The following is a 15966-nucleotide window of genomic DNA, read 5'->3' as shown; positions in this document are numbered from 1 at the left end:
TGAGATTTCCCATTACGCAAGTAAGTAAGATCCCTCAAAGACGATGAGGTAGATAGGTTCGGGGTGGAAGCGTGGCGACACGTGCAGCTGACGAATACTAATCGATCGAGGACTTAACCAAATGTATGTATTGTAGAGATGTCGTTTATCCAGTTTTGAGTGAACAAGCACTCATCGTCTAGTGATGATGGCAAAGAGGTCACACCCGTTCCCATACCGAACACGGAAGTTAAGCTCTTTTGCGCCGATGGTAGTTGGGGGATTCCCCCTGTGAGAGTAGGACGTCGCTGGGCAATAGAAAAGGTCGTTATCGAGTATTCGGTAGCGACTTTTATTATCTATTGAAAAAGGATGACTATGGGTAGTTTATAGGTTTTTTTCACTAGAAACTTCATATCTTTATTGTATTTACAATGAATTTTATAACTCAGTATTGACATATTGATAATAATAGAGTAATATTATCCGAGTCGCCAAAAGAACAAATAGTTTGGCTGACAAACATGAACATTAAATTGTCTAGTGATGATGGCGAAGAGGTCACACCCGTTCCCATACCGAACACGGAAGTTAAGCTCTTCAGCGCCGATGGTAGTTGGGGGTTTCCCCCTGCGAGAGTAGGACGTCGCTGGGCTTGTAATAAATACATATAATAAATCAAAAAAAGTTCAAATTAACAATGAATTAAATTAAAAAGTCGATGTAGAAATAATTTACTTATTATGATTTATTATTTACCCAGGAGGATTAGCTCAGCTGGGAGAGCATCTGCCTTACAAGCAGAGGGTCGGCGGTTCGAGCCCGTCATCCTCCACCATAATTCTATAATTGCCGGAATAGCTCAACTGGTAGAGCAACTGACTTGTAATCAGTAGGTTGAGGGTTCAAGTCCTTTTTCCGGCACCATTTTTCGAGCCATTAGCTCAGTTGGTAGAGCATCTGACTTTTAATCAGAGGGTCGTAGGTTCGAATCCTACATGGCTCATCACTTGTTAAGTAAGTAATATAAATGCGGGTGTGGCGGAACTGGCAGACGCACAGGACTTAAAATCCTGCGGTAGGTGACTACCGTACCGGTTCTATTCCGGTCCTCGGCACCATTTTTTAAAAAAATATATGCGCTCGTAGCTCAATTGGATAGAGCACTTGACTACGAATCAAGAGGTTGCAGGTTCGAGTCCTGCCGAGCGCACCATAATATATGACGGGAAGTAGCTCAGCTTGGTAGAGCACTTGGTTTGGGACCAAGGGGTCGCAGGTTCGAATCCTGTCTTCCCGACCAGTTATTTATTTGGGGCCTTAGCTCAGCTGGCTAGAGCATTCGGTTCATACCCGAAAGGTCGTGGGTTCGACTCCCTCTGCCGCCATCTAAAAAGACCTTTAGCTCAGTTGGTTAGAGCAGACGGCTCATAACCCGAAGGTCACAGGTTTAAATCCTGTCCCCGCAACCAAAACGGTCCCGTGGTGTAGCGGTTAACATGTCTGCCTGTCACGCAGAAGATCGCCGGTTCGATCCCGGTCGGGACCGCCATTTAATTATTGAAAGTTTATTAGTTTGAGATTTAGGATAAGCAAGCAGGTCGAGGAAGCAATCGAGCGAAAGAAGGAGCGTACTCAAGTACGTGACCGACAGAGCGAGTGCAGCTGACGAAGAGACGCGCAGCTTAGCGTAACTCGAAGAGGCTCAGTAGCTCAGTCGGTAGAGCAAAGGACTGAAAATCCTTGTGTCGGCGGTTCGATTCCGTCCTGAGCCACCATAGTAATGCGGGTGTAGTTTAGTGGTAAAACCTCAGCCTTCCAAGCTGATGATGAGAGTTCGATTCTCTTCACCCGCTTCCAATAGTGGGCCTATAGCTCAGCTGGTTAGAGCGCACGCCTGATAAGCGTGAGGTCGATGGTTCGAGTCCATTTAGGCCCACCAATATTCCGAAGTAGCTCAGTGGTAGAGCAATCGACTGTTAATCGATTGGTCGTAGGTTCGAGTCCTACCTTCGGAGCCATATAAAGGCCCCTTGGTCAAGCGGTTAAGACACCGCCCTTTCACGGCGGTAACACGGGTTCGAATCCCGTAGGGGTCATAATAAACTTTAAAGAAAAAAGATAATCATTCATTTGATTGTCTTTTTTTTAGTGTGCCCGGCATGCACATGAACTATAGGGTGCGAGTCCCAAACCCCGAAGACAGCAGTAGCAATATATGATTTTGTCATCCTTATCGATAATTAGAAAATGATAGTTATAATACTAAATCATTTGAGTTCTTCTATTAAAAAGGTACAATTAAAAGCTTTCTTCATATTCACTGACAAGTTTATAAAAAGTTGTATTTTTTACTCCAATTTCTTGCTTTGCTTTCACTTCTCTTATATCTCCTGACTTCCACTGAGCATACGCAACTTAAAACTCAGTAACCTGGTAGACCCAAAACTGTGCCATTTTGCAAAGTGGACTCCTAATATAGCAAATTACGAAGCAGTATCTATATTATACGCGTTATTCCATTTATCTTTCCCATGTGCTAAATTAGGACGGTTCGGATTTGCGGTTTATAAAACTAACCATTATGCACGTTTATTCGTCACATTCTACCTACTTCTTTTAACTAAAAAATATGAAAAAGAGAATATCCCCAGTTAAATGGGATATCCTCTTTGACTTATTTCAACCCGATATTCGCTTTAACATCCACTTCTGCATATTTTTTCAGATCTGCGCGTGCTCCTACTAGTGTACCTATCCAGCCTGCGATAAAACCGGCAGGAACGGAGATGATTGCAGGATTAGTTAATGGGAATATTGCCTCTCCTGTAAAGAAATGAGAGCCATCTGTAGCCCAAACGTTTGGACTTAATAGTACTAGAACGAGTGCAGTAACAAGTCCTGTAATAATTGCAGATAAAGCACCTGTGGTATTAAAGTTTTTCCAATAGATCGTATAAATAATTACTGGTAAGTTAGCGCTTGCCGCAATACAGAAAGCAAGTGAAACTAAGAATGCGACGTTCATCGTTTGTGCACCTAATGCAAGTAGGATGGAAAATGCAGAAACTCCAACGGAAGCAAGACGAGCGGCATTCATCTGTTCTTTCTCGGTTGCTTTTCCTTTTTTGATAATTTGTCCATATAAATCATGTGCAAATGCAGATGCACCCGATAATACAAGGCCTGCTACAACGGCTAAAATAGTCGCAAATGCAACCGCCGAAACGAATGACATAAGCAAGTCTCCTCCTAAAGCCTGTGCAAGTAGTGGAGCGGCCATATTACCAGCAGGATTGGCAGCAATAATTTTTTCGGATCCTACGAATGCAGCAGCACCAAACCCTAAGAAGATCGTTAGTATATAGAATGCTCCTACAATCCATGTTGCAAATACAACAGAACTACGAGCTGTTTTTGCATCTTTTACAGTAAAGAACCGCATTAATATATGTGGTAAACCTGCCGTACCTAGGACGAGCGCAATCATCATCGAGATTGTATCTAAGCCATTTGTATATTTTACACCAGGATGCAAGTAGGCTTCTCCATGGGCTGTTGCAGATTTCATTTCGGTGAACATACCAAAAAGATTAAAGTTGAATTTCCATAATACAAGGAAAGAAATAATAACAGTACCGACCATTAATAGCACAGCTTTAATAATTTGAACCCAACTTGTGGCAGCCATTCCACCCCATAGTACATAAATAGTCATCATAATTCCAACAAGTAAAACAGCGATCCAATAATCAATGCCTAATAATAATTGAATAAGTGCACCTGCACCAACAAGCTGTGCAATCATATAAAATAGAACAATGGTTAAAGTACTAACTGCAGCGGCAGCACGGATTTTCTTTTGGTTGAAACGAGCGGTAATCATATCTGCTAAAGTATAACGGCCTAAGTTTCGTAGTGGCTCTGCAACGATATATAACACAACTAAGTAAGCTACTAAATAACCAATACTATAGAAGAAACCGTCAAAACCAAAGAGTGCAATTGCACCAGCAATTCCAAGGAATGATGCTGCAGATAGATAGTCTCCTGCAATAGCAATCCCATTTTGCCAACCGGAAAGACCACCGCCAGCTGTGTAAAATTCACTAGCAGAGTTTGTTCGTTTGGAAGCAATATACGTTACGAATAAAGTTAATGCGACAATTCCAACAAAAAACGATAAACCAACAAAACTCATTTATAGCCACCAGCCTTTTCCTTTTCAAAGATTTCCTCTGCTTCTCGGTCATATCCGTTTGCTTTACTGACATAAATCATACATAAAGCCCATGTCATAATGAATAAAGCAATGGAGTATACCCAAACCCATGCCACATCACCAAATGCATTTGTATTTAATATGGTTGTGTAAGAAGTCAAAATAGGTAACGTGATATAGCATAATAGAAAAAAGATTGCGATTGGTAAAATAAACTTTCTTTTTTTCGTTTTCAATGATTTAAACTCGGGACTTCCTGCGATTGCAACATAATTCGGTGTTCCATGTTTTGAAAGGGTTTTATCCTGCTGATTGTCTGCTGGATTAAAAACACTTTCTATTTTTTTTGCCATTTGCCATTCCTCCTACTAATTTAATGTTTTGAATTTTCAGTTCTAAGATGTAGGTTAATCATATTAAAAGATTAATAAGATAGCAAACAAAAATTCACAAAATGTTCAAATTTACAGAACTTTATCTAGAGATACTTATTAGTAAAATAATCTATATCTAATCGTTTTCATGATATTGTAAGTTCTTTATTTGTCGATTTAGGGTTATAATATAACTAATGTAGAGTACCCGATTTTTTTGAAATCGAGATGGGTACTCTTTTGCTTTGTTAAATGTTCATCTTTTTAGAAAGGAGGCATGTGCATGAGACAAGTGTCTATCCCAGTAAAAACAATGCGCTGTAATCTAATGATGACAAATAAAGCACGCGGTGCAATCCAGGAATGGGCTGTTGATGAACATGCCTTTTTTAGAATGCAAGAATCTTTTGAAGTACATATAGAAAAACGTCCAGTGAACTCTCATGGAAATACGCCTGTTGCGCTTTATTTTGACAATATGACGAACGAAGTTTTAGCAGGTAGACTAGAAGGTCGGGTTGGAGTGATGGAGTGTATTCTTCAAACAGACGGATTACTTGCAACTAACTTTTATATAAGAGGCACAAGAGTTCCAGTAAAGACAAATAGACGTCTTTCAGTCGATTTAAATTTTGTTACGGCTCGTAATAATGGAGCGGGACTGCCGATTCAATTGCATACAAGCATACGAGAATTACCCGTTGCCGAAGAAAGATCAGAGTATGTGAAAAAGCGAATTTCTAGTTGGGAAGGATATTTGAAAATACAAGAACGAAACGCCGATATTGCAGATATAACGGCTGCTTTTTCAAAATTCGTTTTCAACGAAGACTTTAATAGGCTGATACTTATAGGAAGTAATGTTAAAGAAAATGAATGGAATAAATTAAAAGGACTCAGCGTTTCGATTAAAGGTTTCCAAAACGATATTGGAGAAGTATTGAAGGTGGACCGTGCGAAGAAAACAATTGAAGTTGAGCTAAAGCCAAGATTTCAGGAGATGGCAAGAAGAAATCAATGGCATCCAAAATGGAAAGAAGCGGTGTTTAGCAACTTTTCCACACTAAGCCAAATTCGAAGACTTCGTAAAGGATTTGAAGATTTACAAAACGGCCTTGCTGCAAATGCTAATTTAGAAAATATTCTATTTGAAAAAAGACCTACGATAAGCGTACCGAATAAGAAAAAGGATTTAGAATTTCATAATCAGTTAAACGAGTTTCAACAAGAAGCAGTTGTTGGAGCGATGTCTGCTGAGGATTTATATGTTATTCAAGGTCCTCCGGGTACAGGGAAGACTACAGTAATCTCAGAAATCTGCCAGCAAAATGCAAAAGCGGGACTGCGGACTCTAGTCGCTTCCCAATCAAACCTAGCCGTTGATAATGCACTTAGTCGACTTCTTTCCAATAAGGATATTCGCATATTACGTTTTGGTCGAACGGAAAGCATTGAAGAGGAAGGCAAAAAATTTATCGAAGAAAATGTGGGTCAGTACTGGAAAGACCAAACATTAAATGCTTTGCAAGAAGAAATCAGCAGCCACCCGTTAAAAGAAAAACAACTAAAAGAAGCAATCGCTCTTTATAAAGAACAGACGGTATCACTTGGGCAGCAAGTTGTAATATTAAAAGAGAAAATAGAACGAAAACAATTAGCTCAAATAGAATTCGCAGAAAGAATGAAGGAAATTAAAGAGCTAAAAAAACGTTTGATCCAATTAAAAAAAGAACGTGAAGAACTAGAAAATAATCATGGTCACTTTAAACAAATAACAGACGACCGATCAAAAGAAATTGAACAGATGGAACAATTCATTCAAGCTAATCCTACATCAGAAGAATTATTAAATAAGATAGAACGCCTTCAAATGGAAATTGATCAATCAAGTAAACAAATAATGTACCAACAGATGTTACAAGAGAGCAGAATGGTGGAAGGATTATTAATCGAAACGAGAAATGCATATCAAGCTGCTCAGTCGAAAATCAATCATTTGGAGCAATTTTCAAGTGAACTCCACTCCATCTCTAAAATTGATTTCCTCAAAATTCGCATGAACGATTATGAAATCACTCCTTCTCATATGTTAGAGCAGCAAATAACAAACTTAGACAAGCTAATTGAAACCATCATCTCATTTGCTGACTGGGGAGAATTAAATAAACGACTACTATCTGCTATTGGATACATAGAAGGTTTATTGAAAAAGAATAACGTTTCGCTTGAGACTGTAAAAAGTCATGTAAACAGTAGTGGAGTAGTATTTGACTCGACATATTCTGTTAAAGAAATTCATCAGTTTATTGACAGTATGAAGCGTCTCTTAACCTCAGGCTCAGCAAATATCGAGCGGTTAGAAGTGTATTTGGAAGGCCTAAATGTACGAAAGGAATTCGTCTGGAAACAAGGAGCTATTTTACAAAAAGCAAAAGCTGATTCTGCTAACATGTTTTTGTCGATTAGATCAGTGCTTTCTGAGCAAGTAAAACAAGAAAAAGCAATAATCGAACAATCGAAAAGTGAATGGGAAAATAAGGCTATTACTCAAGGTGAAGCGCTTCAAAAACTGCAAAGAAAAGTGGCGGAAATACACAGCCAACTAGACAAACTAGATAATGTTCCTTCCTTACAACAGTTACAAGTCCAATTGCAGGATAAAGAAAGTACGTTGCTAGAATGGAAAAAAGTAAAAGACACAATTGCCGAGTATACAGCTCAACTTGAACTGAAAAAGGATGAATTTAAAACTTCAAGCGAGCGCTTGGATGAAGTATTAAACGAACTTGAAAATAACAAGCAAGAAACGAAGCAAGTGAATTCGGAAGGACTAGAGCAAGAAAAACAACTAAAAGCTCTAGAGGAATTATTGACACAAAATCCTGAAGAAGAGCGCGAAAAAGCATTAACTGAAATTGCCGAGCTGGAAGAAAGAATAACGGTTACAGAACGGGAGAAAAATCGTTTACCGATAACCCAATCTCTGCAAAACGAATGGTTTACAATGCTGAAGGATGCAAATGACCATGATTTAGATGAAATACGTAAACTATACGTACGACATGCAAATGTAATCGGAACAACATGTGTAGCATCTGCTCGAAAAGAGTTTATGGACAACTATCCTATTTTCGATGTTGTTATTATCGATGAAGTATCGAAAGCAACGCCACCTGAGCTTTTACTACCAATGCTAAAAGGGAAGAAAATCATCTTAGTCGGAGACCACCATCAACTACCGCCACTTGTTGGAGAAGATACACTGGATGAAACACTGAAAGCTATTTTAGAAGAAAGTGACAGCTTTGAAGAAAAAGACGAGTTGAAGAAGCTTCTGAAAGAGTCCTTGTTCGAACGACTGTTTAAAAACTTACCAAAAACAAATAAAACGATGCTCGCTATTCAGTATCGAATGCATGAAAATATAATGAAAACAATCACGCCGTTTTATGAAGAAGAAAATTATCGCCTACAGTGTGGGTTAGTAGATTCAGATGCTATGCGTGATCATCTACTCGAATCGCAATATGTTAAACGGCAAGACCATTTGTTGTGGTTAGATATGCCGAACGAAAAGCAATATTTTGAAGAACGAATGAAAAATGGAAAAAGCCGTTTTAATCAGGCAGAGCTTGATACCATTAGAGAGGTATTAATCGATTTGGATAAAGCGACTGAAACGGCTAAAAAAGAAGGAAGACTTGCTAAAGAGGAACAAAAAAGTATCGGAGTTATTAGTTTTTACGGAGAACAAGTAAAACGTATAGACCGACTTATTCAACAAGAAACAAACTTCAATCATTTGAATTTCCGAACAGGAACCGTCGATAAGTTCCAAGGGATGGAAATGGACGTCATTATTTTAAGTATGGTTCGTAACAATCAAGATAAGAGTGGGGATATTGGATTTGCGAATGATTATAGACGTTTGAATGTTGCCTTATCCCGCGCAAGAGAATTACTCATTTTAGTTGGTAGTGCGAATATGTTTACTACACGCGCGAAGCAAAAAGATTCTAGGGAAATGTACAGTCGATTACTTAGCACAGTCAAGAAACAGAATGGTTACCGAAATCAGCGTGGACAAGAGAAAAAGTAACATAGAGGTATAAATAATATGCAAAGCTTAGAGAAACGATTAAAAAATGAATTGCAACAAAACAATAAGATAAAAATCATGTATTCCAATACCTGGAGTTTGCCCATTCATTCTATTGAAGTTGAGTATAGACCGGTGAAACGAACAAAAATGGATATCCTGATGAAAATGATGCTTATGGCATTTCAAAAAGCGGAAATTGCAAAAGCGGAGCAATTAAGTGAAATCTTACTTGTCGAGCAGCTTTTTGTAGAGGATTTAATCGATATAATGGGTAGGACCGGATTAATAACGAAAAACTATGGATTGTTTTCCTTAACAAATAAAGGAAATCATCAACTCGAGAATGGTATTTTTGAAGAGGAACAGGAAGTGGAAACACAGGTTGTTCTATATAGTACTACTCACGAAAATTTCTTGAATGGTAACATTAAAACTGCCATGGATGGGGAAGGTGAGCTTGCAATTTACCGATATGTGAAAGAAGGGTATTTGGATGTGGAGCTTTCTTTCGACAAAGAGCAAATCATTGAAGCGCTTCAAGCCAAAGATGTGGAAGGGGAGGAAGGGGATATACAAGTAGTTATATCCGAAATTCAGTCGACGACAGAGCTGTATGTCGATGACATTCCATGCTTTGAATTTGTTCTTCATAATAAAGAAGAGGATGTATTCTATGCGCGTGTTTGGAATACATTACTTGAAAGATGGGATGAAAAACTGGAGAATGCGCTGAATGATAAAGAGCGTTTGACGTGGAGAGAGAAATACTTGTCTAAGTAAAATCAAATGCAGGAAGGAAATGTTCATTTTCTTCCTGCATTTTTTGTTGGTTAAAAAGTAGAGTAGGTTTAGACATGCAGATAACTTTTATACGGTTAATATATTCCAATAAACGGTGTGATGAGCTATAAACTATCATGAACGCGACAAAGCCAAACAAGCGGATACTTTGTATCTAGCGCTAAGACTTAAAGTGACCAAATAACAAGTGATTGCGCAGAGTACCTAAAAATTGCGTTAATATGAATGGTGTCTCAATGCAAGTAAACTTGTTAGATGAAAAAATGGTTGCTCTGGAGCTAATTTGGTTACTTTCAAAGTGGATTTGATTGCTTTCAAGGACTGGTTGGTTGCCCATAACCATTTTCTGGATACCTTTAAGAGAAAAACTGAATTAGATTAGATTTTAGGTGAAGTAAATAATCTTGTTAGGGTATATCTTTTTCTTGTTTCTTATAATACTCATCAATCGGTACGAACAGTCCAACTCTCCCATATTCATCATGGTCCATTGTAGCAAATACAACGCCAATTACTTGACCTTTATTATCTAAAACTGGACTGCCGCTGTTCCCTCGATAGACTGGTGCTTCCATCATCACTATAGGCACATCCCAATCACTTAGCTGATAATAATCAATCATTTTTCCTTCGTTTGCTATACCAGTAAAGCTTAGCGGATTACCGATAAAGGAAATGGAATCGCCTTCAACCATAGTCGCTTGTTTGGCAAGCTCTAAGTATGGCAAATTTTCTCCATCTATTTTCAATACAGCTAGATCCACTGAAGGATATGTATGTACCACGCTCGCTTTAAAACGTCCGTCTTCTGGAAAACCAACCGTTACAGTTTCATTACCTTCAATAACATGATAGTTTGTTAAAATAGTTCCATCACTAGATATAGAAAAACCCGTGCCTTTTCCATCTTCTGTTAATACAATAACAACAGACTTTTTATAGCGTGATATGTCCTCTTGTGCAGATAGTTTGGCAGATGCTTTTAAAAACTCGATAGCTGGAATTGAATATATTTGAAAGATAACAGCAAACGTATTAATGAATAAAACAGTCGCCATTATCCAGAATATCCATCTTGGAAACGGACGCTTCGTTTTCCTGTTTGTCTTTTCTTGTGCTTCTTTCAGAAGTGCATCTCTTTGTGCCTCCAACACAAATTCGAGGAACTCTTCATCTACTTCTTCTTCCCAATCTGGTTTAGTTGAATTCATTCACTCTCACACTCCCGTCGTTACATGTATTATACACAACTGAAAGAGTTCTAGGTCAAAGCGTTGTAGATAGTTAGGAGATATGTAGAATCTAGAACTATATCCAAATTACCTAAACTCCTGAATTTTTAGAGATGATGATTGTTTTTGTAAAAAAGGCATTTTAATTATTTTAGTCAAAATGACTCATTAAATATATTAAATTTTAGTGTTTTTATTCATTATTAACCCTTTTAGATACAATTTTATAATTTTAAATACCTTATGTATTGAATTATAATTAATAGTCCAATTACCCTTATATTTTTAAATGGGAATAATTGATTATTTTTTGGAAAAGTAACAAATTATAACTTATTCCAGATAATATATTATTTTTCATAAAACTACTAATAGCAAATACTATGAGCTTTATACTTAACTCGCAAAACAAATTCGAGAGACTTATTACCTATCGAAGAAAAGGTATAAAATAGTATATAACTATTAATTTTGAAAATTCAGATATAATTCGACGGTAATAGACAAAAATTGCAAATCATTTCCTTTATAATATTAATAACAACAAGAGATTTATGAATGACACCATTGATTCTGTTTGCCTAAATGATCGTTTGGGAAAGGGGGAGAAGGTGTTTTTGTTTGGTCTTTTTTAGGTCGTTAAGAGTCTATCAAGTTCTCGCTAGGTATTAAAATCGTTGGTAAATTCAAAGGAGGAAAGAAGATGGGGAGGAAAAGTAGTTCGGTCAAAGCACTTAGTATTGCTGCATCTTTACTAATGACGTTTTCACTAGTCGCACCTAACGTAGTTAGTGCAGAAACAACGAGTAAAATTCATCAATCTTTCAGAGAGTCAAGCTCGAATACTATTTCTGTGACAGAAAAGATGAGCACTCGATTACTAGAAAATTTTAAACAAGATGAAAAAGTAACTTTCCTGATCAAATTCAAAGAGAAAACAGATTCAGAAGCAGTAGCGGCTGAAGCTCGAAAAAGTGCAGATGCAGCAAATTTATCGGCACACAATGCGAAGCTCGTTCAGCGATCTGCGGTTGTATCAGAACTTAAGGCAACCTCTCTTGAATCGCAGCAATCAGTAAAGCAATTCCTTGAACAAGAAGCAGCTAAAGGGAATGCGGAGGATATTACATCGTATTACATTGTAAATGGAATGGCTGTAACAGCAACAAAAGAGGTTGCTGAAAAAATTGCAACATTCCCGGAGGTTGAAAAAGTACTACCGAACGAAACTCGTCAATTATTTACAACGAAAACCAAAAATGCCATCGCACCTAAAGCAGAAACTGCAAACATTGAGTGGAATGTTGAGCGTGTCAAAGCACCAGACGTTTGGGAAATGGGCATCGATGGAGCTGGAACAGTTGTAGCAAGTATTGATACGGGAGTTCAGTGGGATCATCCGGCTTTAAAAGAAAAATACCGGGGTTACAATAAAGCAACTGGACAAGTTACACACGACTTTAACTGGTTCGATGCAACGGCTGGACGAGCTACTCCATATGATGATATTGATCATGGAACACATGTAACGGGAACAATGGTTGGTAGTGAACCAAATGATACGAATCAAATTGGTGTTGCACCTGGTGCCAAATATATTGCAGTAAAAGCATTCTCTGCAAACGGTGGGACTGACACTGACTTGCTAGAAGCTGCTCAATGGATCTTAGCACCGACTGACGCAAACGGAAATGCACGCGTTGACATGGCTCCGGATATTGTAAATAACTCATGGGGTGGTGGTCCTGGACTTGATGAGTGGTATCGTGAAGTTGTAATTAACTGGCGTGCAGCGGAAATTTTTCCGGAATTCTCAGCAGGGAATACAACGCTTACGAATCCTGGTGGAGCAGGATCTGTAGCGGCACCTGCCAATTATCCAGAGTCATTTGCAACTGGTGCAACTGATATCAATAACAAAGTGGGAAGCTTCTCTCTTCGTGGACCTTCGCCATATGCTGAAACAAAACCAGATATCTCGGCACCAGGCGTGAACATCCGCTCATCTGTACCGGGTGGTAATTATGAAGGTGGCTGGAATGGAACATCTATGTCAGGACCTGCTGTATCTGGCGTAGCAGCACTTCTTCGCCAAGTTAACGCAAATTTGACGGTCGATGAAATGGAGGAAATTCTTCTTAATACAGCAAATCCATTAACGGACACTCAATATCCGACAACTCCTAACCATGCATATGGTTATGGATTGGTTGATGCTTATGAGGCTGTATCTTCCATTATCACTGGACTTGGTACACTGAAAGGACAAGTGACACAACAAGGAGACGATAGTGAGGCTCCTGTATTCGAACATGCAGCACCTCAAGAAACATATGCAGGAATGGATTTAGAATTGTCAATTGCAGTAAGCGATAACATTAGCGTTGCATCTGTCCTTCTAAACTACAAAGATGCAAATGGTGCATGGCAATCGATCGAAGCTGGTCGCAAATCTGGTGATTACAAATCTGGTGAGTACAGTGTAGTGCTTCCTGGTGACATAATCACAGGCAACTCCTTTACGTACAAATGGTCCATAAATGACTTTGGAAATAATGAAGTGAACAGTGAAGAATATATTGTTCAAGTGAAGCCGGGCATAACAGTAGGATATTCAGAAGACTTTGAATCGACACCTGTGGGCTGGACTTCCTTTGGAGATGCAAATAGCTGGGAATGGGGCGTCCCAACTTCAGGTCCAGGAAATGCTGCATCTGGTGAGAAAGTATATGCCACAAACCTAGAAGGTAATTACGATAGCAGAATGAACGCTACATTAGTAATGCCTCCTGTCGATTTACCGGAAGGGAACTCTTATTTGCAATTCAAACAATGGCATAACTTTGAGCAATCTTCTACAGGAAGAGCTTGGGATTATGGTCATGTATTTATTTCAACTGATCAAGTCGAGTGGACACAATTACTAATGGTCCAAGGTGCATCAAACGGTTGGATTGATGGTGAAGTGGACCTGTCGGCTTATGCTGGACAACGCGTTTATATTGGCTTTAATGCCTTTTCAGATGGAAGTGTTGTGAAAGAGGGATGGTATATCGATGACGTAACACTTGCTGAGGTTTCGCAGACTGGCAAAGTAGCAAAAGGACTAGACAATAATGTAAATAAAACAAATAGCGTAATCACTAACAGCGCAAATAACAAAGTGACTATTGGAAATGGTACAGATAAACTTGCTAAAAAAGAGGATATTGATCCAACGAAGATTCGTCCTGTATTACCGATTAAAGAAGCACCACCAGTAGTAGAAAAGGTTGCAAACCCTACGCTATTACCATTAGGTGCTCAAGTGAGTGTACTTGAATCAGGTCGTTCGGTTTATACAAACCCTGCTGACGGTTCTTATTCACTAACTCATGGTGCAGGGACATTCACAGTGAAAGCAGAAGCTTATGGCTTTACCTCTGAGGAACAATCTGTTTCCATTGAAGCAGATGGCACGGCAACTGCTAATTTCACATTGGATGAAGTTGCACAAAACACAGTGAGTGGAACAATCACGGATCAATCGACAGGCGAAGGAGTCGCTGGAGCAACTCTATTACTTGTAGAAGATGCAAACATTACACCAGTTGAAACAGATGCAGCAGGGAATTATTCACTAACTGCATATGAAGGAGATTACACATTAAAAGTAATTGCACGTGGTTATCATAGCCAAGAAGTAGCGATTACAATCGGTGCAGAAGCAACGTCGCAAAACATTGCGCTTGAACCTTTCTACACTTATCCAGGCGGAGAAATCGGTTACGATGATGGAACTGCTGAAAATGCACGTGCTTTCAATGCTGCAGGCAATGCTTGGGCAGTGAAAATGTCTCTACCAGAAGGTAAAGAAAATGGAATCGTAACAGATGGTGTATTCCGATTCTGGGATACAGAATGGCCTGTACCTGGTGGAACTGCATTCGCAGTTGAAGTATGGGATGCAACAGGAGCTGACGGATCTCCAGGTAAAATGCTTGCCGGTCCAATCGATGCAACAGCGAAACGTAATGGTGAATGGACTGTTGTTGATTTAAGCGAGCATAATATCGTGGTAAATGGTGACTTCTTTATGGTATATCGTCAAACATTTGCTAATCCAAACACTCCAGGTCTTGCAACAGACGAGAATGGAACGAATGCAGGTAGAAGTTACCAAGGAGTTTCAGGTGCTTGGTCACTATCACCAACTGCTGAAGGGAACTATATGATCCGTGCTCGTGTGAGTTATGAAGTACATGGTCCAGTTATCACTTCACCGGCAGCTGACTTAGTGACAAATGAAGCTTCCATTTCAGTAGAAGGGACAGCATCTCCGACTACTACGATTAAATTGAAACAAAATGGTGAAGAAGCGGGATCTGTCGAGGTAGGGGAAGACGGGAAATTTGCAATTCCAGTTGAATTAACGGAAGGTGTAAATGAATTTACAGCAGTTTCCATGCTAGATGGCAAAGTAACAGGTGAATCTGCTCCTGTTGAAGTCATTTTAGATACTTTAAAACCTGAATTGACAATCGACAGTCCAAAAGATGGAGAAAAAACAAATCGTGAATCAGTAACTGTAGAAGGAACTATTAAAGATGCAAACCTCGACACTGTAAAAGTAAACGGACAAAATGCAACAGTAGTTGATGGCAAGTACTCTAAACGAATTCTTCTAGAGAATGGTGCGAATGAAATTAAAGTTGTCGCGAAAGACAAAGCAAATAATAGTATAACGAAAAAAGTTACAGTTACAGCTCAGTATGATGCACCTGCAATCGAAAATGTTAAACCAGCTGAAGACTTATATTTAGCTACAGGTAAAAGCGTTAAGATTGAATTCGATAGTGCCCCTGGATTGAAAGCAACATTTGCGATCCATATGCCGCTAACGAATTTAGGTGGACAAGTACAAAACGCGACTGAATTACCGATGATGGAACAAGGGAACGGCCATTACGTTGGATATTGGACAGTACCAGCTGACACTGTAGCGAATGGAGCGGATCTCGAAGTGAAAGTTGTAGACAGCTTTAACAACGAAACGCGCCAAAAAGCTAATGGTAAACTATATATCAATGTGCCATCCCCAGCTTCACAACCATCTGTAGAACAACCTATAGATGAATCAGTAGAATCGCCGATAGAAGAAAAATTGGCAGAATAATTTTAAAGACTGTCTCAAGAGGCATACTTTTGAGACAGTCTTTTTTTGTTTTGACAATTCGTGGCAAGTGTTTGATGTTCCTGATAGGCGTTTCGTAACGT

6 protein-coding genes, 13 tRNA genes and 3 rRNA genes are annotated in these 15966 nt (G+C 39.0%); 19 read left to right on the top strand and 3 right to left on the bottom strand.

Going from position 1 to position 15966, the window contains the following annotated elements:
- The 16 genes from FG382_RS19025 to FG382_RS18950 form a co-directional block, all read left to right on the top strand.
- A 23S ribosomal RNA gene (locus FG382_RS19025) occupies positions 1-121 on the top strand; the annotation flags it as partial.
- A 56-nt stretch (positions 122-177) separates the two neighbouring features.
- Positions 178-293, top strand: a 5S ribosomal RNA gene (gene rrf, locus FG382_RS19020).
- 225 nt (positions 294-518) lie between these two features.
- Positions 519-634 (top strand): 5S ribosomal RNA (rrf, locus tag FG382_RS19015).
- A 107-nt stretch (positions 635-741) separates the two neighbouring features.
- Positions 742-817: transfer RNA gene (locus FG382_RS19010), tRNA-Val, on the top strand.
- 13 nt (positions 818-830) lie between these two features.
- A tRNA-Thr gene (locus FG382_RS19005) sits at positions 831-906 on the top strand.
- A 6-nt stretch (positions 907-912) separates the two neighbouring features.
- Positions 913-985, top strand: a tRNA-Lys gene (locus FG382_RS19000).
- A 32-nt stretch (positions 986-1017) separates the two neighbouring features.
- Positions 1018-1100: transfer RNA gene (locus FG382_RS18995), tRNA-Leu, on the top strand.
- Positions 1101-1118: 18 nt separating this feature from the next.
- Positions 1119-1195, top strand: a tRNA-Arg gene (locus FG382_RS18990).
- Positions 1196-1205: 10 nt separating this feature from the next.
- Positions 1206-1282: transfer RNA gene (locus FG382_RS18985), tRNA-Pro, on the top strand.
- A gap of 13 nt (positions 1283-1295) precedes the next feature.
- Positions 1296-1367 (top strand) — tRNA-Met (locus tag FG382_RS18980).
- Positions 1368-1455: 88 nt separating this feature from the next.
- Positions 1456-1531, top strand: a tRNA-Asp gene (locus FG382_RS18975).
- 150 nt (positions 1532-1681) lie between these two features.
- Positions 1682-1757: transfer RNA gene (locus FG382_RS18970), tRNA-Phe, on the top strand.
- Between the two features lie 7 nt (positions 1758-1764).
- Positions 1765-1835: transfer RNA gene (locus tag FG382_RS18965), tRNA-Gly, on the top strand.
- Between the two features lie 9 nt (positions 1836-1844).
- A tRNA-Ile gene (locus tag FG382_RS18960) sits at positions 1845-1921 on the top strand.
- A gap of 4 nt (positions 1922-1925) precedes the next feature.
- Positions 1926-2000, top strand: a tRNA-Asn gene (locus FG382_RS18955).
- 6 nt (positions 2001-2006) lie between these two features.
- A tRNA-Glu gene (locus FG382_RS18950) sits at positions 2007-2078 on the top strand.
- 578 nt (positions 2079-2656) lie between these two features.
- Here FG382_RS18950 and FG382_RS18945 read toward each other — a convergent pair.
- Positions 2657-4180 (bottom strand): solute symporter family protein, encoded by a 1524-nt coding sequence (locus FG382_RS18945; protein WP_142540457.1) that lies wholly within the window; start codon positions 4178-4180, stop codon positions 2657-2659.
- Complete coding sequence (locus FG382_RS18940; protein WP_142540456.1) at positions 4177-4554, bottom strand: DUF485 domain-containing protein; 378 nt, start codon at positions 4552-4554, stop codon at positions 4177-4179. Before FG382_RS18940 ends, FG382_RS18945 begins: the two co-directional genes overlap by 4 nt.
- Before the next feature lie 304 nt (positions 4555-4858).
- Here FG382_RS18940 and FG382_RS18935 point away from each other — a divergent pair, with 304 nt between their 5' ends.
- Both FG382_RS18935 and FG382_RS18930 read left to right on the top strand, forming a co-directional pair.
- Complete coding sequence (locus FG382_RS18935; RefSeq protein ID WP_170206584.1) at positions 4859-8674, top strand: AAA domain-containing protein; 3816 nt, start codon at positions 4859-4861, stop codon at positions 8672-8674.
- Positions 8675-8692: 18 nt separating this feature from the next.
- Positions 8693-9457: a hypothetical protein gene (locus FG382_RS18930; RefSeq protein ID WP_142540454.1), complete on the top strand. Its 765-nt coding sequence runs from the start codon at positions 8693-8695 to the stop codon at positions 9455-9457.
- 428 nt (positions 9458-9885) lie between these two features.
- Here the strand turns inward: FG382_RS18930 and FG382_RS18925 are convergent, their stop codons facing one another.
- The gene (locus tag FG382_RS18925; RefSeq protein WP_170206583.1) at positions 9886-10689 is read right to left on the bottom strand and encodes a S1C family serine protease; all 804 of its coding nucleotides are present in this window, start codon (positions 10687-10689) and stop codon (positions 9886-9888) included.
- 724 nt (positions 10690-11413) lie between these two features.
- Between FG382_RS18925 and FG382_RS18920 the strand changes: the two genes are divergently transcribed.
- Positions 11414-15865, top strand: coding sequence for a S8 family peptidase (locus tag FG382_RS18920; protein WP_142540453.1), 4452 nt, complete (start codon positions 11414-11416; stop codon positions 15863-15865).
- Positions 15866-15966 lie beyond the last annotated feature (101 nt).

This window comes from Psychrobacillus lasiicapitis, from assembly GCF_006861795.1.
GTDB lineage: Bacteria > Bacillota > Bacilli > Bacillales_A > Planococcaceae > Psychrobacillus > Psychrobacillus lasiicapitis.
The sequence above is the reverse complement of the archived record's forward strand: the minus strand, read 5'-3'. Positions and strand labels throughout refer to the sequence as shown.